Annotated in this window: 15 protein-coding genes; 11 read left to right on the top strand and 4 right to left on the bottom strand. The window is 74.2% G+C overall.

Features of this window, described 5'->3' with window-relative positions; all coding sequences use genetic code 11:
- Positions 1 to 105: 105 nt before the first annotated feature.
- Entirely contained in the window at positions 106 to 7,671 is a 7,566-nt protein-coding gene (locus tag ACFXPX_RS18070) for a LamG-like jellyroll fold domain-containing protein (protein ID WP_380642137.1), read from the bottom strand.
- A gap of 421 nt (positions 7,672 to 8,092) precedes the next feature.
- On the opposite strand from ACFXPX_RS18070, the gene ACFXPX_RS18075 reads away from it, so the two are divergent.
- The 9 genes from ACFXPX_RS18075 to ACFXPX_RS18115 all read left to right on the top strand — a co-directional run bounded on the left by ACFXPX_RS18075 (position 8,093) and on the right by ACFXPX_RS18115 (position 20,106).
- Positions 8,093 to 8,701 (top strand): hypothetical protein, encoded by a 609-nt coding sequence (locus ACFXPX_RS18075; protein ID WP_380642139.1) that lies wholly within the window; start codon positions 8,093 to 8,095, stop codon positions 8,699 to 8,701.
- A 65-nt stretch (positions 8,702 to 8,766) separates the two neighbouring features.
- On the top strand, positions 8,767 to 11,469 hold the full coding sequence (locus tag ACFXPX_RS18080) for an aldehyde dehydrogenase family protein (protein ID WP_380642141.1): 2,703 nt from the start codon (positions 8,767 to 8,769) through the stop codon (positions 11,467 to 11,469).
- Positions 11,470 to 11,474: 5 nt separating this feature from the next.
- Positions 11,475 to 13,169, top strand: a complete 1,695-nt coding sequence (locus ACFXPX_RS18085; protein ID WP_380642143.1) for a thiamine pyrophosphate-binding protein — start codon at positions 11,475 to 11,477, stop codon at positions 13,167 to 13,169.
- Positions 13,166 to 14,443, top strand: a complete 1,278-nt coding sequence (gene fabF, locus ACFXPX_RS18090) for a beta-ketoacyl-ACP synthase II (RefSeq protein WP_380531719.1) — start codon at positions 13,166 to 13,168, stop codon at positions 14,441 to 14,443. Before ACFXPX_RS18085 ends, fabF begins: the two co-directional genes overlap by 4 nt.
- A 9-nt stretch (positions 14,444 to 14,452) precedes the next feature.
- The gene (locus tag ACFXPX_RS18095; protein WP_380642145.1) at positions 14,453 to 16,567 is read left to right on the top strand and encodes a condensation domain-containing protein; all 2,115 of its coding nucleotides are present in this window, start codon (positions 14,453 to 14,455) and stop codon (positions 16,565 to 16,567) included.
- Positions 16,564 to 17,811 carry an aminotransferase class I/II-fold pyridoxal phosphate-dependent enzyme gene (locus ACFXPX_RS18100; RefSeq protein WP_380523300.1) on the top strand — a complete coding sequence of 416 codons (1,248 nt, stop codon included), beginning with the start codon at positions 16,564 to 16,566 and terminating at the stop codon, positions 17,809 to 17,811. Before ACFXPX_RS18095 ends, ACFXPX_RS18100 begins: the two co-directional genes overlap by 4 nt.
- Positions 17,812 to 17,849: 38 nt before the next feature.
- Positions 17,850 to 18,092 carry an acyl carrier protein gene (locus tag ACFXPX_RS18105; protein WP_380523299.1) on the top strand — a complete coding sequence of 81 codons (243 nt, stop codon included), beginning with the start codon at positions 17,850 to 17,852 and terminating at the stop codon, positions 18,090 to 18,092.
- Positions 18,089 to 18,850, top strand: coding sequence for an SDR family NAD(P)-dependent oxidoreductase (locus ACFXPX_RS18110; RefSeq protein WP_380523298.1), 762 nt, complete (start codon positions 18,089 to 18,091; stop codon positions 18,848 to 18,850). The genes ACFXPX_RS18105 and ACFXPX_RS18110 overlap by 4 nt, the downstream gene beginning before the upstream one ends.
- 26 nt (positions 18,851 to 18,876) lie before the next feature.
- The gene (locus tag ACFXPX_RS18115) at positions 18,877 to 20,106 is read left to right on the top strand and encodes an MFS transporter (protein WP_380642147.1); all 1,230 of its coding nucleotides are present in this window, start codon (positions 18,877 to 18,879) and stop codon (positions 20,104 to 20,106) included.
- 195 nt (positions 20,107 to 20,301) lie between these two features.
- Here the strand turns inward: ACFXPX_RS18115 and ACFXPX_RS18120 are convergent, their stop codons facing one another.
- On the bottom strand, positions 20,302 to 20,880 hold the full coding sequence (locus ACFXPX_RS18120; protein ID WP_380642149.1) for a TetR/AcrR family transcriptional regulator: 579 nt from the start codon (positions 20,878 to 20,880) through the stop codon (positions 20,302 to 20,304).
- Between the two features lie 119 nt (positions 20,881 to 20,999).
- Here ACFXPX_RS18120 and ACFXPX_RS18125 point away from each other — a divergent pair, with 119 nt between their 5' ends.
- Positions 21,000 to 21,878, top strand: a complete 879-nt coding sequence (locus ACFXPX_RS18125) for an SDR family NAD(P)-dependent oxidoreductase (RefSeq protein ID WP_380642151.1) — start codon at positions 21,000 to 21,002, stop codon at positions 21,876 to 21,878.
- Between the two features lie 156 nt (positions 21,879 to 22,034).
- Here the strand turns inward: ACFXPX_RS18125 and ACFXPX_RS18130 are convergent, their stop codons facing one another.
- The gene (locus ACFXPX_RS18130; RefSeq protein WP_380642153.1) at positions 22,035 to 22,820 is read right to left on the bottom strand and encodes an SDR family NAD(P)-dependent oxidoreductase; all 786 of its coding nucleotides are present in this window, start codon (positions 22,818 to 22,820) and stop codon (positions 22,035 to 22,037) included.
- Between the two features lie 285 nt (positions 22,821 to 23,105).
- Between ACFXPX_RS18130 and ACFXPX_RS18135 the strand changes: the two genes are divergently transcribed.
- Positions 23,106 to 24,122 (top strand): helix-turn-helix domain-containing protein, encoded by a 1,017-nt coding sequence (locus ACFXPX_RS18135; protein ID WP_380642155.1) that lies wholly within the window; start codon positions 23,106 to 23,108, stop codon positions 24,120 to 24,122.
- Between the two features lie 13 nt (positions 24,123 to 24,135).
- Here ACFXPX_RS18135 and ACFXPX_RS18140 read toward each other — a convergent pair whose 3' ends face one another.
- Positions 24,136 to 24,513 carry a winged helix-turn-helix transcriptional regulator gene (locus ACFXPX_RS18140; RefSeq protein WP_380592006.1) on the bottom strand — a complete coding sequence of 126 codons (378 nt, stop codon included), beginning with the start codon at positions 24,511 to 24,513 and terminating at the stop codon, positions 24,136 to 24,138.
- Positions 24,514 to 24,555 lie beyond the last annotated feature (42 nt).

Here is a 24,555-nt window from a genome sequence, read left to right on the forward strand (position 1 = left end):
GGGCGGGGGCCCCTCGCCCCGGGCATCGCGGGCGGCGCCCCCCGGGGCGGGGGCCGGGGGGGGCCCGGGGGCGGGGCGGGGCCCGGCGGGGGGCCCCGACCGGGCTCAGGCGTCCACGCCGTAGTACTGGGCGAGGAAGCCGATCACGTCGGCGGCGTGCGGAAGCAGCTCCGGCAACTCCCGGGCCAGCGTCGCCCGGGTGGCCTCGGCCAGTTCGGGCAGGCCGGTGGCGGCGGACTTCACGTAGGGGTCGAGGCGGCGGACGAGTTCGTAGTTGCTCTCCACGTCCAGCTGCCGCATCGCCTTCTCCAGCGGGGGCGCGTCGGCCGGCGGGATGTCGGGCAGGACCCTGCTGACGAAAGTGACCCGGTGCAGCACCCGCCAGCACGGCGGCTTGCGGTCCGCCTGGCGGGCCTGGCGCAGCGCCGCCGCGTTGGGGTCGTTGCCGTTCTCCAGCCAGACCGGGTCGACGACCTTGTGGAAGAAGCTGTCGAAGTGCTCGCTGTCCTCGCCGAGGTAGAAGCTGAGGAAGCGGTAGGCGTCCACCTTGCCGGGCACCTTGACGGGGTTCCCGTCCCGGTCGAAGACCGGGTTGCGGTCGGTGTCGTAGCTCTGGAGGTTGCTGCTGGGGGCGACCTCCACCTCCAGTCCGAAGGAGCGGGTGGCCTCCTTGCCGCGGGCCCGGGTGGCGGTCATCCCGCCGCCGACGGAGGCGTCGAGCTGGGCGCCGATGCCGATGCCCGCGATCTGGAAGGAGGTGCCGATGGAGGTGCCGACCGAGCCGGAGAGCGAGTACGAGCCGGCCGTGGTCTCACTGACCACGTCGGTGGTCTCGGTGGTCTCGGCGAAGAAGCCGCCGGCGGCCGTCCAGACGTAGGTGTTGACCAGGTCCCGGCGGGAGAAGCCCTGTCCGGTGGCGCTGTCGGCGCTCTCCCGGCCGCGGGCCGGGGCGGCGTCCGCGCCGATCGCGCCACCGAGCACCCGGCCGGCCTTCTGGGCGAGCGGGTCGGGGGCGTGGGTCTCGGTGGAGACGCTGTCGTAGTAGCTGTGCAGGCGCTGCTGGTCGCGCTGGATGCGGCGCTTGAGCGCGTACGCCTCGCGGGGCTTGAAGTAGCTGTACTCGCCCCGTTCCCGGCCGCCCCGGTAGTCGGGGTCGGCGACCTTGCCGCGTTCGTCGAAGCCGACGGTGCCGTCCAGGGTGCCCTGCTTGGTGTAGCGGGGGTTGATCGGGAACGGGACGACGTTCCAGTCCTTGGGGATGTCGGGGTTGGGCTGGATGCGGTAGGCGACCAGCGCGCCGCTGTGCGCCAGGCGCAGCGCGAAGACGTCGGCGGTCTGCGACTGCACGACGGCGAAGCCGGTGTTGGCCGGCACGTACCTGCGCCCGGCGGTGGGGTTGAGCAGTCGGCCCGGGTCCTCCCAGTGGCCGGTGAGCGAGACCTTGGTGGTCCGGGCGGTGTTCTCGCCCTGGGAGACGGAGGTGTCCTCGGCCCAGCTGTTGGAGAACTCCAGGTTGCCCCGCACGCTCGCCGAGACCCCGCCCTTGGCGATGGACTTGGCGATGCCGAATCCCAGCGGCGCGGTGATCATCCAGACGTCGACGTCCACCTCGTTGGAGAGCGCGAAGCCGAAGGCGGCGTCCACGCTGCGCTCCTTGGCGGAGGACAGCGAGCGGACGACCTGTTCGGCCTCGGTGAGCTTGACCGTGGAGGCGCCCTCGAAGGTGTCGCTGCCCGGGTCGGTCAGGCCCGCGGTGAGGTTCTCCGAGGGGATCGGCGGGGCGCCCTCGACGTAGCCGATCAGCTGGGGGTCGAACTGGACCTGGCTGACCCACTCGCTGACCAGCTCGCCGACCTTGTAGCCGGTGACCAGGTGCCAGCGGCCGTCCTGGAGGTAGCTGTAGGCGCGCTTGAGGACGCCGAAGGCCTCACCGCGCGAGCCGTACTGCATGTCGGCGTACTCGGCGACCGCCGGGGCGGCCGAGACGCTCTGGTGGAACGCGTTGCGCAGGCCGGCCAGGGCGGAGCGGACCTGGGCGGCGTCGTTGGAGACCGGGGCGGTGGAGAGCACGGTGCGCGGGCGGGTGGCCTCCGGGCCGAACTCCAGGTGGTTGCCGCGCAGGCCCTCGTCGCGGACCTGGGCGGTGCCCGCCTCGGTGGAGTCCCGGTCGAACGGCCAGTAGGCGACCAGGTCCTCCTTCTCACCCTTGAGCCGGGTGAACAGGTTGTCCAGCAGCTGTTCGTGGGTGCGGGCGGTGCGCCAGATCCGCACCTCCTCCAGCACGCCTTCGAAGGCCTCGACGGGCTTGCCCCGCTTGAGCACCGCGCCCAGGGTCAGCTGCGCGTCACCGGCGGGGGCGAAGGCGGCGGTGTCGGGCAGGCCCTGGGTGTCGGCCGGGTCGCAGGCCACGGCGACGCCGTTGCGGTGCAGCCGGAAGACGCTGCCGCGCGGGTCGGGGTTGCGGACCCACCGGGCGCCGCGCAGCCGCGCCGGGTGCGAGCCGGTGGCGTCGGCGGCCGTGCTGCCCGCGTTCTCCTCGAAGCGCCAGTGCGCGACCAGGCCGCGGTCCCGGGCGGTGACGGCGCTGCCGAGCCGGGCGGCGTCCCGGGCGGCGCCCCAGATCCGGACCTCGGCGAGCACCCCGGCCAGCTGCTGGACGGTGGCGCCCTCGCGGGCCCGGCCGAGCTCCAGCGGCGCGTCGTTGCCGCGCGGCCCGGCCCCCTCGTAGCGGCCGGCACCGATCTCCCGGCCGTCCAGGTGGAAGCGGATGTCCTGCCACTCGCGCACGGCCAGCGACTCCACCAGCTCGACGCTCTGGGTCACCGGCTTGCCGTCGGCGCCGGTCGCGGTGATCTGCCTGGTGCCCTTCTGCTCCTGCATCGAGCGGCCGCCCTTGCGGACCACGGCGATGCGGTGGAACTGCCCGGCCTTCACGCCCTCGGTGGAGGTGAAGCGCACGGCCCGGCCGTCGGGCTCCTCGAAGGCGAACTCCAGCCGCCCGTCCGGGAGGACGGCCAGCCGGTAGGGCACGCTGCCGCCGACGCCGTCGGCGGTGCGGCCCTTGGAGAGCAGGCCCTGGGTCTCGCCGAGGCGGTCGACGCGGGCGAACACCTCCAGCGTCAGGTCGTCGGCGATGTCCAGCGCGTCGTCGTCCGGGACGTCGAGATAGGCGTCGCCGGTCAACTCGACCGCCCAGGACTGCTGGTAGGCCAGGGCGAGGTGGCTCCACTCGCGCAGCGGGAAGGCATCCCGGCTGACCACGCGGCGGTCGCCGACGTACCCGACGACCCGGTGGCCGCCGTCGGCGATCGGCGAGCGGGCCGGGACGGGCTTCGGCATGCCGCGCAGTTCGGCGTGCCGGTTGTTCCCGGAGCGGTCGGTCAGGACGGCCTGCGCACCGGGTTCGGGCGCCGAGTACGTCCAGTAGCCGAGCAGCCCCGCCTCGTTGCCGCTCAGCCGCCGCCCCTGGCCGGCCCGCAGCTCCTCGCCGCCGCGTGCCTTGGACCAGAGCCGGACCTCGTCCAGCCGGACGGCGGCGAACTCGGTGGGCCAGCACAGCACGGTGCCCAGCGAGAGCCGGCCCTGCCCTCGGTACGGGGCGTCGGCGGTGCGCCGGGCGATCTCCTGCCCGTCCAGGTAGATCACCTGCTGGCGGGTCTCCCGCTGGAACACGCAGGCCCAGTGGTGCCACTTGGTGTCGGAGAACCGCTTGGTGGTGTCCAGGTCGTCGCCGTAGAAGGCGAAGGTGAAGAAGCCGTTCTTGCGGAAGCCGATGTGCAGGCTCTCGTTGGCGCGCCCCTCGGCACCGCTGTGCCCGAGCACCATGTGCGGCCGGCTGTCGACCTTGGTGCGCTGGGCCCAGAACTCCACCGTGAAGTCGCCGTCGCCGAAGCCGAAGGCGTCGGGCACCACGGCGGCGTCGTCCGTGCCGTCGAAGACCAGCCCGGAGGTCGCCTGGGTGCCGAGCAGGCCGAGGCCGTACGGGGTGTCCCCGGCGTTGGCGTGCAGCAGCCGCACCGGACCCTCGACCCGCTCCGGGTTGACCCAGGTCTCCAGGGTGAGGTCGCCCGGGGTCGCCGCCCGGGGCAGCTGCCCGGCGGGCAGGGCCAGGAAGCGGCCCTTGCCGTCGAAGGCGTAGGCCCGGCCCGGCATGTCGGCCCGCCAGCGCCCGCCGTGGCCGCGCGCCAGGCCGTCCGCACTGCCCAGGGGCAGTTCGGCCAGGCCCCCGGGGTCGACGGTGATCAGCCGGGAGCCCTCGGCGAGGGTGCTGCCGGGCTGCGAGGACTCGGACCAGCGGTGGTCGTAGCGCACCCGCTGCACGCTCATCCCGGGCTTCAGCAGGGCCGGCTCCGCACCCGCGCCGAGGCGCAGCGACTTCGACCCGGCGGGGTGGCTGCCCTCGAAGCGGAAGCCGTGGCCGCCGACGGTCACGAAGCCGGGGCCGGCCAGCGGGGCGAGGGTGCCCTCGGTGAACTGCACCACGTCGCCGTCGATCCGCAGGACCGAGCCGATCGTGACGGGCTGCTCGGCCGCGCCGTTGACCACGGCGGCGAAGTCCTCGGCCCGGCGGGGCAGGTGCGACCACTTCTCGGTCTGCCCGCCGTGCCGGATGGTGAGGGTGACCTGCGTCGGGCCGTCCCCGGCCTCGACGGTGATCCCGGTCCCGGTGAGGTCGGTGCCCGCGTCCCGGGCCGTGAAGGAGACCGTCCGCGCGCCGGCGGCCAGCTGCCGGGAGGAGCGCAGCACCTGGCTGTCGTAGTAGGCGGCGAAGAACTGGCGGTTGGAGCCCCGGAAGTAGAGCACGACGTTGCCGGTGGCGCTGTCCAGCAGGAAAGGGCGGTCGGCGGCGCGGGCGAAGCCCAGCAGCGCGCCGGAGCCGCTCAGGCCGGTGCGGTCGACGGTCAGCTGCGGCACCGGCAGGGCGATGTCGTCGGATCCGCGCACGCCGCCGGTGAGTCGGCCCAGTTCCTCCTGCTTGGCGGCGAGAGCGGCCTGCTGGGCGGTCAGGGCGCGGCGCTGCTGGGCGAGCCGGTCCTGCTTGGTGCCGAGGAGCTCCAGGCGCTCGGTGAGCTCGGAGATCTGCCGGCTGAGCCGGTCGGTGGTGGGGTTGGACTTCAGCGAGTTGTCGATCCGCTCCAGGATGAGGACGCCCTCGCCGGAGTCTTTCGCCGTCGCGTAGTCGTACTGGACGATGCGGTCGCCCTGGCTGTCCCGGGCCGCGACCAGCTGGTGGCTGTGCCGGGCCACCAGGCTGTAGCCGTTCCAGCCGTCGAGCGCGAAGTGGGTGGCGGCGTTGTCGGCCTCCCGGCGGTACTGGATCAGGGGGATGTCGTTGCCGGTCCGCCGGTTGTCGACGTTCATGTCGAGTCCGGAGTTGACGTTCTTGACGAAGCAGCAGGCGAAGCCGTTGATCGTGGTGCCGGTCGGCTCGAAGGTCCAGACCGTGGACGCGGCCTGCCGGTCGGCGGTGCGCACCAGCGGGGCGACGCTGTCCTTGCGGTCGCCCTGCACCGCGAGGTACTGGTCCTTGCCGTCCTTCTGCAGCTTGAACCGCAGCCGGTAGCGCCAGTAGGAGTAGTCGCTCTCCAACTCGGCGCGCACCTCGGCGCGTTGGCGCTCGACGTCGGGGATCTCGGCGGTCTCCAGCTGGAGTCGGGTGATCTCGGCCTCGGTGGCGGCGACGTCCCGGGCCAGTTTCGCCACCTGGGCGTCCACCTCCCCGGCCGCGTCGACCGTCCCGCTGGACTCCGGCGCGGCCAGCACCGGCAGCGCCAGCTCCTCCGGCACCTGGGCCAGCCGGCCGTCCCGGCCCACGCCGAGGTCCACGGTGGCGACGTAGGCCTCGTCGGTGGCCCGGCCGGTCACCGGGTCGGGCCCGCCGGTGGTGCAGGCGAGCAGCACCCTGGCCTGGCGCTTGACCGGCTTGGACGCCTGGTCGTAGCCGGCGGGCGCGGCCTCCTGCTGGTGGTGCAGCAGCGCGGACAGGCCGGAGACCACCCGGCGCCCGGTGAAGGCGAAGCTGCTGCGGCTCACCCCGGAGTCCTCGCCGACGGGGGCGTCCGAGGTGACCCAGGCGGGGCCGCCGCTCAGCGCGGCGTGCCGGGCGTGGTCGGTCTGGTCGTGCAGGGTGGTGCTGGAGCCCTCGTCGAAGCGGTAGTAGACGGCCAGCCCGGGTTCGTTGCCGATCAGCCGGCGGCCGCGGTCGGCGGCGATCTCCGCGCCGCCGCGCGGGCGGAGCCAGATCCGCACCTCGTCCAGCTCTCCGCGGCCGAAGGAGCGGGCACCGCGTCCCAGGGTGAGGCCGCCGAGGCCGGCGTACGGCATGTCCGTGGTGCGGCGGCCGACTTCGACGCCGTCGCGGTAGACGACCTGCTCGCGGGTGTCCCGGGTGAAGACGCAGGCCCAGTGGTGCCAGTCGGTGTCGGTGGTGCGCTGCGGGATGTCCAGGTCGTCGTGGAAGAAGGCGAAGGTGAAGGTGTCGTCCGGGCGGAAGCCGATGTGCAAGGTGCGCAGCCGGACGCCGCTGGAGGCGCCGTGGCCGATCAGGAAGTCCTCACGGCCGCCGGTGGCGGTGCGCCGGGCCCAGAACTCCACGGTGAAGTCGGAGTCGGCCAGGTCGAGGGCGCTGCTCGGCAGTTCGGCCAGGTCGTCGACGCCGTCGAAGCGCAGCGCCGTCCCCGCCCGGCCGCCCCCGTCCTCGGCGGGGACCAGCGGACGGCCGGTGAACGGGCAGGTGCCGGGCGCGCTCTCGTAGACGGCGTTCCGGTGGCGCGGGTCGGGGCTGGTCCAGGCCTGGGTGCCCCGGGTGTCGAAGAGGCCGTCCCGGCTGCGTTGGACGCTGAAGGCGTCGATCCGGCCGGTGGCGTCGTTGTGGGCGAAGACCTGCCAGCGCTCCCGGCCGTGCACGGCGGTGGGTACCAGCAGGGCGGCGAAGCGGCCCTCGGAGAGGTTGCGGACGAAGGACAGCTCCTGGGTCGGCTCGACGAACGGCCGCCCCTCCATGTCCTGGGTGCCGAGGCTGTCCTTGGCGGAGTCCGGGCGACCCTTGTGCCGGCTCCGGCGGTAGCGGACCTCCAGCACCGGCTTCAACTCGCCGCCGGCCAGCACGAAGCGGTCGCACAACAGGGTCGCGTCGACCACCGCGACCTTGCGCCCGCCCTCCGTGGCCAGGTAGTCCGTGCGGGCGGGGTCGCCGGAGGAGCCGGTGCCGTCGGCGAGCCGGAACACCGCGTCCGGGTGGTCGGCCCGCACCGACTGGCGCAGCACGTAGACGTGGGTGCCGTCGGAGACGACGTGGAAGGGGGCGGCGGCGCCGAGCCGGGCGGTGCTGGACAGGAACCGGTCCAGCTCCTGCTCCTCCAGCCGCTCCGCCGCGTCCGCCTCCACCCGGCCTCCGCGCTTGACCACCGGCATCCGCACCGAGCCCGCCACCGCGTAGCCGACCCGGGCCACCTCGGCCGGGAAGCGCAGCGTCAGCGGGTCCTCCGACCAGTAGGCCGCGTCGGCCTCGCCCTTCGCCTCGTCGTGCCGGGACAGGTCCAGGACGCTGTAGACGAGGCGCCGTTGGTCGTCCATCGCGAACGCGACCGTGCTCCCCTGGTGCCGCACCGTCGTCGTGTGCACGTAGGCCCGGTCGCCGTAGACCTTCGCCAAGTGCTGCTGCTCCGTCAAGCCGCCACCTCACGTCCGGTGGCCGTAGGGCTACCGACGGCCACGCGATCACCACAGAACGCGTCCACGCTTTCACTGAATGTGACGATCGATCAAGTCACTTTCCCGCCGCCGCACCCCGGCGATCCGGCCACCCGCCGACCCCCACACCCGCGGCACCGTCCGCCCCCACCCCGGGCGCCACGCGCGAACCGGAGTCCGCAGAACCGGCTGCGACCGGGGCCGAAGTGGGGAAGACCCGTCCCCCACGGCTGGTCGGGCGCGAGGTGAACGACGTGATCGAGCGCGTTCTCGGTGTGCGGGACGTGGCGCGGACCCGGTTCAGCAGTTCTCCGGTGGACCACCTGCCGCTGGGGCCGTCGGGGCCTCGCAGGGTCGCTACGTCGGCGCATCGAGCACCCGGGAACGACGGTGGCGCCGGGTGCGGGCGCAGGCACCGGCGAAGGCCGCGCCGTTCATCGACCTGGTCAACGCGAGCAGCGAGGGGATGCCGGACTTCCTCGGCGCGGACGTCCTCGGGCACTGTCAACGGCTGAACGACGAGCTGGACGACATCACCGCCACCGGCGACGACGCCATCCGCAACGACCTCGCCCGCTACGAGCGGATGGCCGGGCGCCTGGGCATCAGGCCCCTGGCGGCCTCGGCGCACGCGGCGGCGCTGCGTGCGGCCGGACTGGTGGCGACCACCCGGCGGGGACGCACCGTGCGGCACACCCTCACCCCGCTCGGCGCCGACCCTCTCGACGCCAACCCCGGCCGACGCGCGCCCTATTGCCCGCCGAACTTGTGCCGCTCATCCGAGTGGACGGTCCCCGCCGACAGCCCGGCCCTGACCCCAGACCCGACACCGGGCCCGACCTCGGCCTCGACCTCGACCCCGGGTCGGAACCCCGTCGAACGCGTGGCGAAGAATCCGGAAAAGGGAAATGACTGGAATCATTCCCACGCTGGAGAATCGAATCTCCACATATCCCTTTTGTCACTCGGGTATTCAGATTCCCCGTACATGCCACGGGTTTCAGAGTAGCCCTCGACACCGTTCTCCGGGTATGCGATAGTCGCTTTCGACCACCTGGTACCAAGGAGCACGAGTTGCCCATTTCCAGGCGTTTGATATCGCCCGAGGGGCGCATCTGGGAGACCGAGGAAATCCTGGCCCGGGTATTCGGTGCCACCGAACTCCTCGCCCACAGAAATGTCCGGCCCGGTTCGCGGGTGATGATGAGCGGGGCCAATTCGCCGGAATGGGTCGTCGTGCTGCTCGCGCTCGTCCACCTCGACGCCTCGGTGGTGCTGGCCGATCACCGGGCCACCCCCGCCCAGCGGGCCCGGATCCGGCAGCTGGCCCGGGTGGTGCTCGACCTCGGCGACGGCGCGGTCGAGGCGGCGGCGCCGCGGAGCGGTGCGGCGACGGCGACGGCGGCCGAGCCCGATCCCGCGGGCTGGGCCCGGCGGCGGGATGCCGCGATCTCGTGGTCCTCGGGCACGACGGGCAGCCCCAAGGGCATCGTGCGCTCCGGCCGGTCGATCCTGGACAACCTCGCGCTCAGCGCGGACCGCATGGGCTACCGGCCCGACGACGTCTTCCTGCCCGTGCTGCCGTACTCGCACCAGTACGGTCTCTCGCTGGTGCTCTGCTGGTGGCTGGGCGGGGGCACGCTGGTGGTCTACGGGCCGAGCACGCGTCTGGACCACGCGCTCGCGGTCGGCCTGGAGCACGGCCTCACCGTCGTGGACGCGGCGCCGTCGACCTACTACAGCCTGCTCAACCTGCTCGACCGCCGCCCCGCGCTGGTGGGCGCGCTGGGGACGGTACGGGCCTGGTGCGTGGGCGGCGCGCCGCTGGGACGCAGCCTGGCGGCCCGCTTCCACGCCCGTACGGGCCGGCACCTGCTCGACGGCTACGGGGCGACGGAGCTGGGGAACGTCGCGCTGGCGCCGCCCGCCGATCCGGTCGGCTGCGGCACCCCGCTGCCGGGGGTGGTCGTCGAGGTCCACGACGAGCACGGCAGGCCGCTCCCCTGCGGTCGGCTCGGCGAGCTCGTGGTCCGCAGCGCGGGCCTGATGACGGGTCTGCTCGGCGAGGACGGCGAGATCGTCCCGGTCCCGGGTGCGGTGCACCGCACCGGGGACATCGGGCTGCTCGACGACGCCGGCCGGGTCTTCCCGATCGGGCGCAAGCACGCCGTGCACCGGGAGGGGCACACGCTCTACCCCGACCACCTCGCCGAGCGGGCCGGGGCGGCCGGGGCGCGGACGGAGGTCGTCGCCGTGCCCGACGCCCGCCTGGGCTGCCGCCTGGTGTTCGTGGTCGAGGACCCGGACGGCCACCAACCCGCCCACTGGAAAGGGCTGTTGCGTCCGCTGCTGGCCCGCTACGAGCAGCCCGACCAGGTCGTGGTGCTTCCCTCGCTGCCGCTCACCAACACGGGAAAGCCCGACCGGGCCGTTCTGGAGAAGATCGCCATGACCTCGCTGCCCGCGTCGCACCGGACGACCGCCGACACCACGGCCCCGCCCACCACCCCGGACGACTACCGCATCCCCTTCCCCGACCGGGTCGACGCGCTGCGCGCGGTACGCCGGTACGTGGCCGACCACGAGGACGCGGTGCTGCGGATCCTCACCGAGGTCTCGCCCCACCGCACCGCCACCACCGAGATCCGCTCCTTCCTCGCCGCCCTCGACGGCGCGGAACAGGAGGTCCGCCGCGTCCGGCCCGGCCACGTGCCCCGGGCGGCGGTCTTCACGCCCTCCAACATCCCGCTCTATTCCTATGCGCTCTACATGCTGGTGGCGTCCCTCTACAGCGAGAGAATAACCTTCCGGCCGTCCTCCGAAATCCGGGGCCAGATGCAGCGCCTGCACGATCTGCTGGCACCGGTCCACGGCCTGCCGATCACCCTTTCCGGGCTCAGCCAGCGCAAGTTCGTGACGGGACCGGTGCGCGAGGCCGACCTGATCGTCTTCACCGGTGACTACGCCAATGCCGAGACCATTCGGGAAGGCCTGGCGGAGGACCAGCTGTTCCTCTTCTTCGGCCACGGCATCAACCCCTTCGTGATCGCGCCCGACGCCGATCTCGCACTCGCCGTGCACGACGTCATGCGGATCCGGCTCTACAATTCGGGCCAGGACTGCTTCGGTCCCGACGTCGTGTTCGCCCCGAAGGGCCGCACCGAGGAGTTCGTCGACCGGCTGTCCGCCGAGCTCGCGTCCCTGCGCTTCGGTCCGAACGGCGACCCGGCCGCCGACTACGGCCCGCTCTTCTACGACTCGGCGCTGATCGACTGCTCGGACTACCTGGTGCGGCACGCCCGCCGCATCCGGCACGGCGGGCTCATCGACCTGCCGTCCCGCAAGGTCGAACCGACCGTGCTGCTCTGGGGTTTCGACGACAAGCTCCCGCTGGAGGAGATGTTCGCCCCGGTGTTCAACGTGGTGGCCTACCCCAGCGCGAGGCTGCTGCGCGAACGGCTGGCGAGCCCCTACTTCGGCGAGCGCGCACTGGGCGCGATGGTGTACGGGAACGATCCGGCGACGGTGGAGGTCCTGACCAGGCGTCACCGCACCTGCGTCAACCACACCCTGCTCGACGCCGAGGACGGCAACCGTCCGTTCGGCGGCTTCGGGCTGCGCGCCAACTACCTCTCCTACGGCGGCGAACGGCGCGCCGAGCCGCTGCTGATGTCGCAGGCCGTGGCGCGGGTCCTCCCGACGGCCGTCCCCGACACGGCCGTCCTCGCCCCAGCGGTCCCCGACACGGCCGTCCCCGTCACGGCGGTCGGGGAGTGAGCCGGGTGGACCGGCGGCACCCGGACGCCTGGTCGGCGATCGTCGAGCTGCTGGTGGCGCACGGGGTGGACACCTGCTTCGGACTGCCCGGCGACGACCTGGAGCTGCTGCGCGCCCTCGACGCCGCCGGCCTGGACCTCGTCCCGTGCCGCGACCAGCGCAACGCGATGTACATGGCCACCGGGTACGCGCTGCAGTCGGGTCGGCTCGCGGTCTGCGCGCTGGGCAAGGGCCCGGCCGTCACCCACGCGGCCACCGGGCTGCTGGAGGCGCGCGAGTCCGGCGCGCCCGTGCTGGTGCTCGCCGCCGGCACGCCCGAACGCCGCCGGGGCAGTGGCGGGTTCCAGGAACTCGACCAGGTCGCCGTGACGGCGCCACTGGTCCGCTGGGCGCACCGGGTGGGGCACCCGGACCGGGTCGTCCCCGCGACGGTGACGGCCCTGACCCGGGCCGTGGGGCCGCCGGCCGGGCCGGTGTACCTGGAGGTGCCCGACGACGTCCGCACGGCCGAGGTGCTCGTCCCCGGAGCGCGGCCGAGCCTGCCGGAACCGCTGTTCGACGCCGAGCCGCTCCCCCGGACGACGCCGGGCCCGGCCCTGGCGGCACTGCGCGCGAGCCGGCGTCCGGTGCTGCTGGTGGGCGGCGGGATGCGGCACCGCAACGGCGGCGGCGCGGTCGAGCGCCTCGCCGACCGCCTCGGCGCGGCGCTGTTCACCACCGCCTCCGGCCGGGGCGCCGTGGACGAGCACCACCCGCTGTTCTGCGGCGTGGCGGGCCTCTACGCCGGGCGCCCCGCAAGGGAGTTGTGGGCCTCCTGTGACCTGGTGGTGTCGCTCGCCGGCCGGCTGGAGGAGACGGTCGTCGAGGGCGGGGAGCCGTGGCCGCCGGTCCCGGTGGTCCAGGTCAACCTGGATCCGGCCGGGCTGTCGGCGGAGTTCCCGGGCCCGCGCGTGCTCGGCGACGCCCGGCATGCCGTGCTCGGCTGGACGCGCGCGTTGGAGCAGGACGGCGGGGCCGGGCGCGCGGAGGCCGTCGGCCTCTGGGCGGACGACATCGCCGCCGCCCGCAAGGCCCTGGAGCTGGACGCGGCGGCCGAGTTGGCCCGCGCGGCGACCCTGCCGGGGATCCGCGTCGCCGAGCTGCTCGCCGTGCTCGACGCCACCGCCGACGGGCCCCGCGTGCTGGTCCAGGAGAACGGGCTGCAGGACATGTGGTCCTACGGCTTCCCCTTCCGGGTCGGCGGCGGGTCCGTGGTGCCCTCGGAGCAGACCCCGCTGGGCTTCGGCGCGGCCGCGGCCATCGGGGTCAAGCGGGCCGCCCCGGACCACGAGGTCACCGCGTTCGTCGGGGACGGCGCCTTCCTCGCGGCCCGCGCGGACATCGCCGCCACCGCCCGCAGCCACGGCGGCGTGCTGTACGTGGTGCTGTGCAACGGCGGCTACGGCTGGCTGGACGCCCAGCGCGCCCGCCTCGGCCTCGACGCCGAACACCATGCCTTCACCCGCCCGGGCTCGCCGCCGCCCGCCGTGGACGGGCCGGACGTCCACTGCCGGGTGCTGCGCGACAAAGCCGCGCTCACCGCCGAACTCCGCACCGCACGCCGGTTCTGCGCCCGGGGCGGCACCGCCGTGCTCCTGGTGCCGGTCTCCCCCGACGACGTCCTCCCGGCCGTCCGCGACGCCGGGGCGGTGCCCCAATGACCGGCACCGGAGCGCGGGTTGACGCCGGGTACGGCCGGTACCGGCGCCGGGTGGTCGTCACCGGGTACGGGGCGGTGACCCCGCTCGGCCACAGCGCCGGGGAGACCTGGACGGCGATGCTGGCCGGGCGCAGCGGCATCGCCGCCGTGGACGCGATCGACGTGACCGGTCTGGACGTCCGGATCGGCGGGCAGGTCCGCGGCTTCGTACCCGACCGTTACATGCCGCCGGCGGTCCGCCGTCGCACCGACCCGTACGCCCAGTACGCCCTGGCCGCGGCGCTGGAGGCGTGCGGGCACGCCGGACTGGTCGTCGACGACGGCCTGGCGCCGAGGGTCGCCGTGGTCATCGGCAGCGGCTACGGCCCGGTCGGGTCGATCTACCGGGCCGCCGACACCCTGCGCGCCCGGGGGCCGCGGGCGATCAGCCCGTTCGCCCAGGTCACGACCGCCATGGACAGCGCCGCCGGGGAGATCAGCATGCGCATCGGGGCCTGGGGACCGAGCCGGGCCCAGAGCACGGCGTGCGCCAGCGGCGCGGACGCGGTCGGCGCCGGGATGCGCATGATCGCCACCGGCGAGGCCGACGTCGTGCTGGCCGGCGGCGCGGACGCCTGTGTCACCGCCGTCGACCTCGCGGGCAGCGGCAACGCCCGCGCGCTGTCCCGGCGCAACGACGACCCGACGGCGGCCTGCCGGCCGTTCGACGCGCACCGGGACGGGTTCGTGATGAGCGAGGGAGCGGCCGTGCTGGTCCTGGAGGCCGCCGGGACGGCCGAGCGTCGGGGCGCCACGGCGCTGGCCGAACTCGCGGGCTACGGGGCGAGTTCGGACGCCCACCACTGGACCGCGCCGCACCCGCAGGGGCGGGGCGCGTGCCTCGCCGTCGAGGCGGCGCTGCGCGACGCGGGGATCACCGGGGCGGACGTGGACTACGTCAACGCGCACGGCACCGGAACGCTGCTGAACGACGCCACCGAGACGGCGGTGCTGCGCCGGGTGCTGGGCGAGCGGGTCACCCGGATCCCGGTCAGCTCCACCAAGTCGATGACCGGGCACATGATCGGTGCCGCCGGGGCCGTCGAGCTGGTGGCGTCGATCCAGGTCCTGCGCACGGGCGACGTCCCGCCGACCGTCAACTGCGACGAGCCGATCGACCCGGAGATCAACTTCGTGCCGCACCGGGCGCAGCACCACGAGCGCCTGCGGATCGCGCTCAGCAACTCCTTCGGTTTCGGGGGCCACAATGCCGCCCTCGTGGTCCGAGCGGTCTGAGGGCCGGCCGTGCACCGCCGTCCGGAGACCGCCACCGCCGGCACCGCGACCGGCGCCGGCACCGTCACCCGCAGCGGGCCGCTGACCTGGGTCCAGGAGTGGCACTGGTTCGAGCGCACCGTGCCCCCGGCGCGGCGGGTGAACCCGACGCCGCTCGCCGACCACTGCCACGTCCCGCCGTCGGCCTCCCTCGCCGACGTCCACGCGGCGCTCGCCGCCCTGACCGCCCGGCACGAGGCGCTGCGCACCACCGTCGATCCGCTGTGCCCGGTCCAGCACGTGCACCGCGCGCACTGGGCGCCGCTGCCGGTCGACCACCTGGACGTGCCGGTGGTCGACGCCGCCACCCTGGAGGCCGCCACCGCGGCCCTGGCCGCCCGCCCGATCGACCCCGAGCGGAACCCGCCCTGGCTCGCCCGGGTGCTGCTGACGGCGGGGCAGCCGCGGGCGGTGCTGATCGCCGCCCACCACGTGCTGATCGACGGGTGGGGGCTGGCCGTGCTGCTCGACCAGCTGCACGATCAACTGCGCGGCACGGCGGCACCGTTGGGGACGGCCTCGCAGCCGCTCGACGCGCTCGCCACCCAGACGCCGGAGCGGGCCCGCGCGGCGGAGCGGGAGTGGCTGACGCGCCTCGCGGACAACCCCACCGGGGTTCTGGCCCCGTTCGGCGGGTCCCCGGACGGCACCGGGCGCCACCGACTCCAGCACCGCTCGGTGAGCGCCTACCGGCACCTGCGCCACATCGCCCGGCGCCACCTGGTCAGCCCCGAGGTCGTCGTGCTCGCGGCGCTGGCCCACGACGTCGCCGCGCGTACCGGCGAACTCCGCTTCCTCGCCTCGGTGGTGGTCTCCAACCGGGCCCGGGCCGCCGTGCGGGGCAGCATCGGGGTCCGGGCCCTGACCGTCCCGGTGCAGATCGACCTGCGTCCGGGCGCGGCCTTCGGCGAGGTGGTCGCCTCGGTCGCCGCCGCCTCCGCGACGGCCTACCGGTACGGCCACTGGCGGCCTGCCGAACTGGTCGCCGCCCAGGCGCGGACGGACCGTCGCCGCGGGGTCAGGACGGTGCCCACCATCGAGTACAACTGCTACTCCTGGCCGCGCGGTTACCTCGTCCCGGGGTACCTGGTCCCGGGGTACCTCGACCCCCCGGTCCCGGCCCCGGCACCGGCGCCGGTGCCGGTGCCGGGCACCGCGCCGGACGGGTCGGGCGACGGCTGGCTCCGCAGCGCGCCCGACGAGCCCTGCGACACGCTCTACGTCGACCTCGCCCTCGACGCGGGGGCCGTCACCCTCGACGTCACCGTCGGGGACCACCTGCTCGACGCCGGGCAGGCCGCCGCCCTGCCCGTCCGGCTGTGCGCCCTGCTGCGCGCGGCGGCCGACGGCGCCGAGTGCCCCGTCCCGGCGCGCCCGACCGCACCGGCCGCCCCCGGGTGGTGGCGCGCCCCGCAGGGCTGGGTGCGCCCGGCCGCGGTCGCGGCGGTGCTGCGCGACTGCCCCGGGGTGCTCGACGTGACGGTGGCGCCCGGCGGGGAGGTGACGGGGGCGGACGAGGAGCCGCACCTCGTCGCCCGGGCCCGCACCGCCCCCGGCGTCACCCCGGAGGACCTGCACCGCCACGTGCTGGACCACCTCGACGAGGTTCCGGGCCTGCTGGCCCCGGGCCGCTACGTACTCTCCCCGGCCGGGCCCGGCGCCACCACCACGACCCGCGCCGAAGCGCTGCGGGTCCCGCGCCGCCCGCCCGGCACGGCCGCCGAACGGGCGCTGGCCGCCGCCGTCGCCACCGCCGCCGCACCTGGTGGCCCCGGCGGACCAGGCGGACCCGGCAGCCCGGACACCGTGGACCTGAACCGCTGTCTGGCCGACCACGGCGTCACCCTGGTCGCCGTCCCCCGTCTGCTGGCGCTGCTCCGCCGGTCCGGCCTCACCGGGATCGCGTCGGACGAACTGGCCGGAACGGCCTCGCTCGGCCACCTCGCCGCCGCCCTGGAGCCCGCACCGCCCGCACCGCCCGGACTGCCCGCACAGCCCGCACAGCCCGCACCAGCAGCAACACCAGCAGCACCGCCACCACCCCTGCCGCCCCGCGCCCACCGTGCAGGAGGGACCTCACCATGACCGCGCCCCGCAGCACCGCACCGCCCGAGGACCGCCTGGCCCCGTGGGCCTTCGCCGCCTTCGTCGAGGCCAACACCCACGACACGGCGTACCGCCCGCCGGTGGTGGACGGCCCGGTCGGGCCGACCGTCGTCCGCAACGGCCGCGAGCTGGTGAACTTCGCCAGCATCAGCTTCCTCGACCTGGAGCGCCACCTCCCGGTGCGGCGCCACTTCGCCGAGGGGGCGCTGGCCCACGGGCTGAGCACCAGCGGCTCCCGGATGACCCAGGGGATCTGCCGCCCGCACCAGGTGCTGGAGGAGACGATCGCCCGCCACACCGGCAAGGAACGCGCCATCAGTTTCGCCACCGGACTGCTGGCCAACATCGGGTTCGTGCACGCCATGAGCAGTTCCGCGCACTTCGACGACGGGATCGAGGTCCGCAACCACGACACCGTCTTCGTCGTCGACCGGGACGTCCACTGGAGCATCTGGAAGGGCCTCCAGGGGCTCGACTACGGCCGCCACGTGCACGCCTTCCGGCACAACGACGTCGCCGACCTGGCCCGGATCCTGCGCCGGGTCCGCGCCCGCAAGACGGTGGTGATCGCCGAGAGCATCTACTCGGCCGACGGCACCATGGGGCCGATCGTGGAGATCCTCGACGAGTGCGACCGGCACGGCGCCGTCAGCATGATCGACGACGCGAACGGCTTCATGGTCTACGGGCCGGAGCACCGCCCCTACGCCCGGGAGGCGGCCGCGATCCGGGAACGGGCCGACTTCGTCATGGTGTCGCTGTCGAAGGCCATCGGGCTGGAGGGCGGCGCCATCGCCGGTCCGGCGGCGGCCGTCGACGCCTTCGAACTCCTCTCCGGCACCTCGATGTTCACGGCCGCCATCCAGCCGCCGACCGCCCACGCGGCCGACCGCACGATCGCCGCCCTGGCCGCCGATCCCCGGATCGTCGACGACTACCTGGCCCATGCCGCCCGCCTGCGCCGCCGGATGCACGAGGCCGGTACGGCGACGACGCCCACCGAGTCGTACATGCTCTCGGTGCCGATCGGGAACGACGCCGCCGCCCTGCAGATGCGGGAGTGGTTCGTCGAGGACGGCTACCTCGTGCCCGTCTTCTCCTACCCGGCGGTCACCCGCAACCAGGCGCTGCTGCGCCTGTTCCCGCATGCGGGCCACACCGAGGAGCAGGTGGACGGCTTCCTGCGCACCCTCGTCGACTACCGCCGGCGCCTCGGCGTCTGACCGCCCCCTGGCACCCCCGTCACCCTCCGGAGGAACCCGTGACGAACGACCACGACATCCTGGACGCCATCGCCGAGATCATCGAGGAGGTCCTCGGCGTCGACTCCGCCGACGTGAGCGCCGAGACCTCCTTCGCCGACGACCTCGACGTCGACTCCCTGGCCATGATGGAGATCGCGGTGGCGGTCGAGGACCGGTTCGAGGTGAAGATCCCCGACGACCGAGTCAAGGACCTGCGGACGGTCGGCGACGCGGTGGACTACGTCGCCGGGCGCCGGTGAGCGTCCTCGACCGCTTCCGGCTGGACGGCCGCGTCGCCGTGGTCACCGGCGCCTCCTCCGGCCTGGGTGTGGCCTTCGCGACCGCGCTGGCCGAGGCCGGTGCCGACCTCGTGCTCGCCGCCCGGCGCGCCGAACGCCTGGAGGCCGTGCGCGCGACCGTCGAGGCGCTCGGCCGCCGGGCCCTCGCCGTACGGACCGACGTCACCGAACCGGCCGACTGCCGCGCGCTGGTGACCGCCGCCGTACGGGCCTTCGGGCGGCTGGACATCCTCGTCAACAACGCCGGGATCAGCGGCGAACGACCTGCGGAGGAGGAGACCCCGGAGCAGTTCCGCGAGGTAGTCGACACCAACCTCAACGGCGCCTACTGGATGGCCCAGGCCGCCGGCGCGGTGATGCGGCCCGGCAGTGCCGTCGTCAACGTCTCCAGCATCCTGGCCCTGGTCACCGGCGGCCTGCCGCAGGCCGCCTACTCGGCCTCCAAGGCCGGGCTCCTCGGGCTCACCCGCGACCTCGCCCAGCAGTGGACCCCCGGCCGGGGCATCCGGGTCAACGCCCTCGCCCCCGGCCTGTTCCCCTCCCCGATGACCGACGGCTACGCCGAGGGCTACCTGGAGGCGGTGCTGCCCCGGGTGCTCTCCGGCCGCCTCGGGCGGCCCGAGGAACTCGCCGCCGCACTGGTCTTCCTCGTCTCCGACGCGTCGTCCTACGTCACCGGCACCACCCTGACCGTCGACGGCGGTACCCACATCGCCTGACCGTCCCGACCACGGAGGAGCGGAGAGTGACGATCGGCGAGCGCCACGGCCGGCTCGGCCGGTCGCACCTGCGGCGCCTGGTCGTCGGCCAGGGCCTGGCGGCCGTGACCGACGCGCTGTTCATCGTGTGGCTGACCCTCTACGTGCTCGACCTGGCGCAGCCCGGCCTCGCCACCGGGTTCGTCCTGGTGGCGGTGGCCCTGCCCCGGGCGGTGCTGCTGCCGCCCGCCGGAGTACTGGTCGACCGCCTCGGCCCCGACCGGGTGGTGGCCGCCGCCGCCTGGCTCCGGGTCGCCGTGCTGCTCACCCTCGGCGCCCTGGTCACCTTCGCCGCGCCGTCGCTGACCACCGTCGCGCTGCTCGGCGGCCTGCTCGGCGCCGCCGACGCCGCGTACTTCCCCGCGGCGCTGGCGCTGCTGCCCGCCGTCGTGCCGACCGAGCAGCTCGCCCGGGTCAACGGGCTGGTGCAGGGCGCGGAGTCGGGCGGCGACCTGGTCGGCCCGGCGGTGGCCGCCGGCTGCATCGCCGCGGCCGGCTTCCCCGCCACGCTCGGCGGGATCACGGCGATGGCCGCCCTGGCCGCCGCCGCTTTCAGCACCCTCGCCCGGGTGGTCCGACGCACCGGCGACCGCGACGACAAGGGCGACGGCGACGAGCAGCCCGGCAACCTGCGCGCCCTCACCACCGGGCTGGGGTACGCCTGGCGCGAGCCCGTGGTCCGGGGCATGCTCGCGGCCATCGCCCTGATCAACCTCGCGGTCGTCGGCCCCGTCCTGGTGGGCGGCGCCGTCCTCGCCGACCAACGCCTCGGCGGCGCGGGCGCCCTGGGCATCGTGCTCTCCGGCTTCGGCGCCGGCTCGCTGGCCGGCTCCCTGGCGGCCGGCCGGCGACCGCCCGCCCGGCGCGGCCGGACCGTGGTCGGCGGCGTCGCCGCGATCGGCGCGGGCATGGTCGGCCTCGCCGCCGTCACCCAGGTCCTCACCGCGACGGCCGTGGCCTCGCTCATCGGCCTCGGCTCCGGGTTCCTCGGCGTGGTCGTCGTGGCCACCCTCCAGGAACGGGTGCCCGAGCACCTGTTGGGCCGGGTGCTCAGCCTCGTCGTGCTGGCCACGGTGGCCTTCGACCCGTTCTCCTACGTCCTGGCCGGCGCCCTGCTCCCGTACGGCACGACCACCCTGTTCCTGGCCTCCGGCACCGCCGTCCTCACCTGCGCCGCCCTGGTCGCCACCAGCCCGGCGGTCCGCTCCCTGCGCTGACGGCGGCATCCGCGGTCGGGGACGCGGTTCCCCCGCGCGTCCTGACCGTAGACCAGCCCGTTGTTGCCGAAGTTCAGCCACTGCACACCGGCGTCGCTCGCCCCGGTCGGCTGCGCGACCTCCTCGGGACCGCACCTGTACCGGGCGGTGCCCGTCTACTACGGGCTCCACTTCGCCCGCCTCCTCGGCCCCGGGTCAGCCGGTGTGGAGACCCTCCAGGAGAGCGGTCAGATAGCGCTGGGCGGTGTCGGTGCGCGCGACGGCATCGCCCACGCTGCCGTGGACGGTCGCGGCGTAGGCGATGCCGCACATCAGCGGGACCAGGTCGGCGGAGGTCAGGTCGGCCCGCACGACTCCCGCAGCACGGGCCCGGTCGAGCAGCCGCCCACCGACCGACCACAGGGTCCGCTTCAGTTCGGTGGTGTACGGCAAGGCGTCCGTGGGCGCCGCGGTGACCGCGGACAGCGAGGCGTCGGTGACCTGCGCCTCGATGCTGCGGGCCAGGAAGCCGGCCAGGGCGCGCCAGGGATCGTCGTCGTCGTCCAGCGCCTGCTCGCCGTGGGCGACGAGCAGCTCCAGGCTGCGGGTGGCGACGGTCTCCAGGAGCGCCTCGGTGGTCGGGAAGTGCCGGTAGACGGTACCGACGCCCATGCCGACGCGGCGGGCGACGTCGTTGAGCTGCAGGGGCACACCCGCGTCCACCAGATCACGGGCCACGGCGACGATCTGCTCCCAGTTGCGGGCGGCGTCCTTGCGCAGAGGTGGGGTCGTCATCGGAGCAGTCTAACTGGATGGCTCATCCGAATCGATAAACGGATAGCCCATCCACATCTGCTACGGTGAAGCAAGCGGATACGTCATCCGCATATTCGTACAGCTGGAAGGGGTGTGCCATGCGGAGGACAGCGCTGGTCACAGCGGGAACCGCCGGCATCGGCGGGGAGACGGCCCTGGGACTGGCCGCGGCCGGCCTGGCGGTCACCGTGGTCGGCCGCAACGCCGAGCGCGGCGCCCGTGCGGTGGAACGGATCAACGCCACGGCACCGGCGCATCCCGCCCGGTTCGTGGCCGCCGACCTCGCCTCGCTCGACGCGGTCCGCTCACTCGCCGAGCGGATCACCACCGAGGGCCCACTGACCGTCCTGGTCAACAACGTCGGCGCGATGTTCGCGGACCGGCGGGACTCGGTCGACGGGATCGAGGCGAGCTTCGCCCTCAACCACCTCTCGCCGTACCTGCTGACCGAACTGCTGATGCCCTCGCTGCAGTCCGGCGCGCCGAGCCGGATCGTGAACGTGACCTCGGGCGCGGTCGGAGTCGCCAAGCGGACCTTCGACGCCGTCGAGCCGCCCGGCGGGTACTACGGCTTCCACTGGTACGGCCGCGCCAAACTCGCCAACCTCGCCTACACGCTCGACCTGGCCGGCCGACTCGACGGCACGGGCGTCTCGGTCTTCGCCGCAGACCCCGGCGGCGCCGCCACCGACATGACCGACGGCACCCTGCACGACCCCAGGATCGTCTCCCCCGGCCTGCGCCTGCTCTGGCCGCTCGTCCGGCGGAAGTTCGAGCGCTCGACCTCGGGCCCGGCCTCCGTGGCGGCCAAGCCTTCGATCTTCGCCGCGACCGACGCCTCGCTGGCCGGCCGGACCGGCGTCGTCATCGGCCCCCGGGCACAGCCGGTCGCGCCCTTCCCCGCCGCCACCGACCCCCGCACCGCCGAGGCCGTCCACCGCCTCAGCCGACGCCTCGCCCCGCTCACCGCTGGGTGACCGAAACCGGCAGAGCCCAGCCGGGCCCGGGTGCACCGATCCGCGCGACCGCGGGCGCATCCCGAGGAGGAAGGTGGAGGCGGCAGTTCGGCCTCCGCCTCCCGCTTCAGGGGCGGGCTGCGACGGTGCGCGGTGCTTCGCTCGTCCGCGGCGACGTCAGCCGTCGGTCCGGTACAGCTCGGCCTGGCCGTTCGACGCGGTCAGGCCTCCGTCGACGGGGATGTGCACGCCGTTGAGGTACGCGGCGTCGGGGCCGGCGAGGAACGCGACGACGGCGGCCACCTCGGCCGGCTCAGCCGCCCGGCCCATGGGCACGCGGTCGACGAACCGCCCGTGCAGCGGGCTGCCCTCGGCCAGGGCGTCGCGCAGGGCCGGCCTGCTCAGCGTCACACCCGGGTGGACGGCGTTGACCCGGATCTCCCTGCCGTGGTCCAGCGCCATCGAGTTGGTCAGCCCGACCAGCGCGGCCTTGGTCATGTTGTAGGCGGCCTGGTTCCATTCACCGCGCAGCCCGGCCACGGACCCGACGTTGACGATGCAGCCACGCACCGTCCGCAGATGGGGCAGCGCGGCGCGCGAGGCGTGGAAGGCGCCGTCGACGTTGGTGCGCATCATGCTCCGGTAGTCCTCCGGGTCGGTCCGGTCGACCGTGCCCGGGATCGCCGTGCCGGCGTTGTTGACCAGCACGTCCAGGCGTCCGAACCGCTCGGCCACGCCGTTGACGGCCGCGGTGACGGCGGCGAGGTCACGGACGTCCGCGACCCAGGGGTGCATGTCGGCGCCGTCCGGCCCCTGCTGGGCGGTCCGGCGCAGGGTCGCCTCGGTGCGGCCCACGAGCACCACGGTGTATCCGTCGACGGCGAACCGGACCGCGGTCGCGGCTCCGATGCCCGTACCAGCACCGGTGATGACGGCCACCCGGCCGGAATCACGGTGGATCACGTGCTCTCCCCTCGTCCCGGGCGTCCCGTCGGATGCGACCCGCGCCCCTACCGGAAGCCTAGGAGAGCCGACGGCGCCTGGACTTGAACCTCCGTGCCACGCATGTGGAACCTCGGTGCCGGAGAGCCCCGCCGGAGCGACGCGGCCTCGACGGCCACCTGTGGGCAGCCTCGACCCACACCCGGGCCTGCCGGCCCGGGCCAGGGGGCGGGCTGTCCCCTACGCTTGGATCCCGGCGCCGTTCCGACGGAACACCGGCGCCACGACACCAGCGAGGCAGCCCCGATGGCGACGAACGCTCCGCGGACCAGTGGTGCCTTCACCGCGGACGTGACCACGTCGGCCACCCCGGACCAGGGATTCGCCCGCTTCCGGGACGGCTGGGAAGCACAGGTCGGCACCGAGTATCCGGCCCCCCGGTTCACGCCAGGCGCCACCGGTGACTTCCGGATCAGCGCACGCGCGGTCAGGGTGCACGATTCCGTGATCGCGGAGGTGGAGAGCCGGTCCCTGATCGGCACCAACGACGTTCCCGACCACTGCGACGACCTGGTACTGATGCACGTGGTGCGGCACGGCAGTTGGAACTTCACTCGGCGACGCGACGGTGAGATCGCCGTACCGGCAGGAGGCTTCATGGCCCAACGCGCCGGTCCGGTGACGTTCGAGGCAGCGCGGAGCGCGGCGGCGAAAGTGCTGATCCTTCCGGCCGCCGACCTCGGGCCGCTGATCGGCGACCGGCTGATCGCCGCCTCCGCCCACTCCGCCGAGATGCGCTTGCTCCTGGCCCACACGGACGTGGTCCGCCAGAACCTCGCCGACCTCACGGCCTCCGGTGCGCAGTCCGCCCACCGTGCCCTGATCGAACTGGCCGGAGCAGTGCTGCGGCAGCAAGCCGATGCCGCCGAGCCCCAGTTGGCACCCGCCCTGGCCCGCGCGGCCCGGAACCTGGCGGACGCCCGCCTCACCGACCCGGAACTCTCCCCCACGCTGCTCGCGCGCGAACTCAACGTCTCCGTCCGGACGCTGCACCGCGCCTTCGGGGCGACCGACGAGACCGTCGCCGGGTACGTCCGGCGTCGTCGACTCGAACTCGCCCGACGTGAACTCGCCGCGCCACAGGGCCGTCCCGCTGTCTCCGAACTCGCCGCCCGCTGGCAGTTCGCCGACAGCAGCCACTTCATCCGCGCCTTCAAGCGGCAGTACGGCCTGACACCGACCGAGTTCGCCCGAGCAGCGGGGAAGCCGGCCCGCGACGCCGACCCCGGCGAGTTCTCCACGAACGAGAACGGCGGCAGCTGACAGGTGTGCCCCGCTACGACGTGACGGGCTCGGGGCGGTGCGCGTGGTCGATGCTGTCCTCGACCCACGCGCGGAGGGCGTTGAGCGGGATCGCGGCGCTCCGGCCGAGCGGGGTGAGGGAGTACTCGACGTGCAGCGGTACGGCGGGGTAGACGGTGCGGTCGAGGATGCCGTAGTCCTCCAGGCGGCGGAGCGCCTGGGTGAGGACCTTGGGGCTGACCCCCTGGAGCTTGCGCTGGAGTTCGCCGAAGCGCTGCGGGCCGTCCTCGAGGGCGCCGATGGCCAGGGCGGACCACTTGTTGGCCAACAGGTCGAGCAGGCTCCGGCAGGGGCACTGGGCGGCGTAGACGTCGTGGTGCGCGTGCTGGCCGCTGCTGCAGGTGGTCGTCATGCTCACTCTCCTCACCGGGTCACTTCCCAACGGGAAGTAGTA

This window comes from Kitasatospora sp. NPDC059146 (assembly GCF_042786665.1).
Lineage (GTDB): Bacteria > Actinomycetota > Actinomycetes > Streptomycetales > Streptomycetaceae > Kitasatospora.

Excerpts from the sequence above, each read along its gene's own strand:
- fabF (WP_380531719.1), top strand. The coding sequence starts at position 13,166 with ATGACCGGCACCGGAGCGCGGGTTGACGCCGGGTACGGCCGGTACCGG.
- ACFXPX_RS18100 (WP_380523300.1), top strand. The coding sequence starts at position 16,564 with ATGACCGCGCCCCGCAGCACCGCACCGCCCGAGGACCGCCTGGCCCCG.
- ACFXPX_RS18120 (WP_380642149.1), bottom strand. The coding sequence starts at position 20,880 with ATGACGACCCCACCTCTGCGCAAGGACGCCGCCCGCAACTGGGAGCAG.
- ACFXPX_RS18125 (WP_380642151.1), top strand. The coding sequence starts at position 21,000 with ATGCGGAGGACAGCGCTGGTCACAGCGGGAACCGCCGGCATCGGCGGG.
- ACFXPX_RS18135 (WP_380642155.1), top strand. The coding sequence starts at position 23,106 with ATGGCGACGAACGCTCCGCGGACCAGTGGTGCCTTCACCGCGGACGTG.
- ACFXPX_RS18140 (WP_380592006.1), bottom strand. The coding sequence starts at position 24,513 with ATGACGACCACCTGCAGCAGCGGCCAGCACGCGCACCACGACGTCTAC.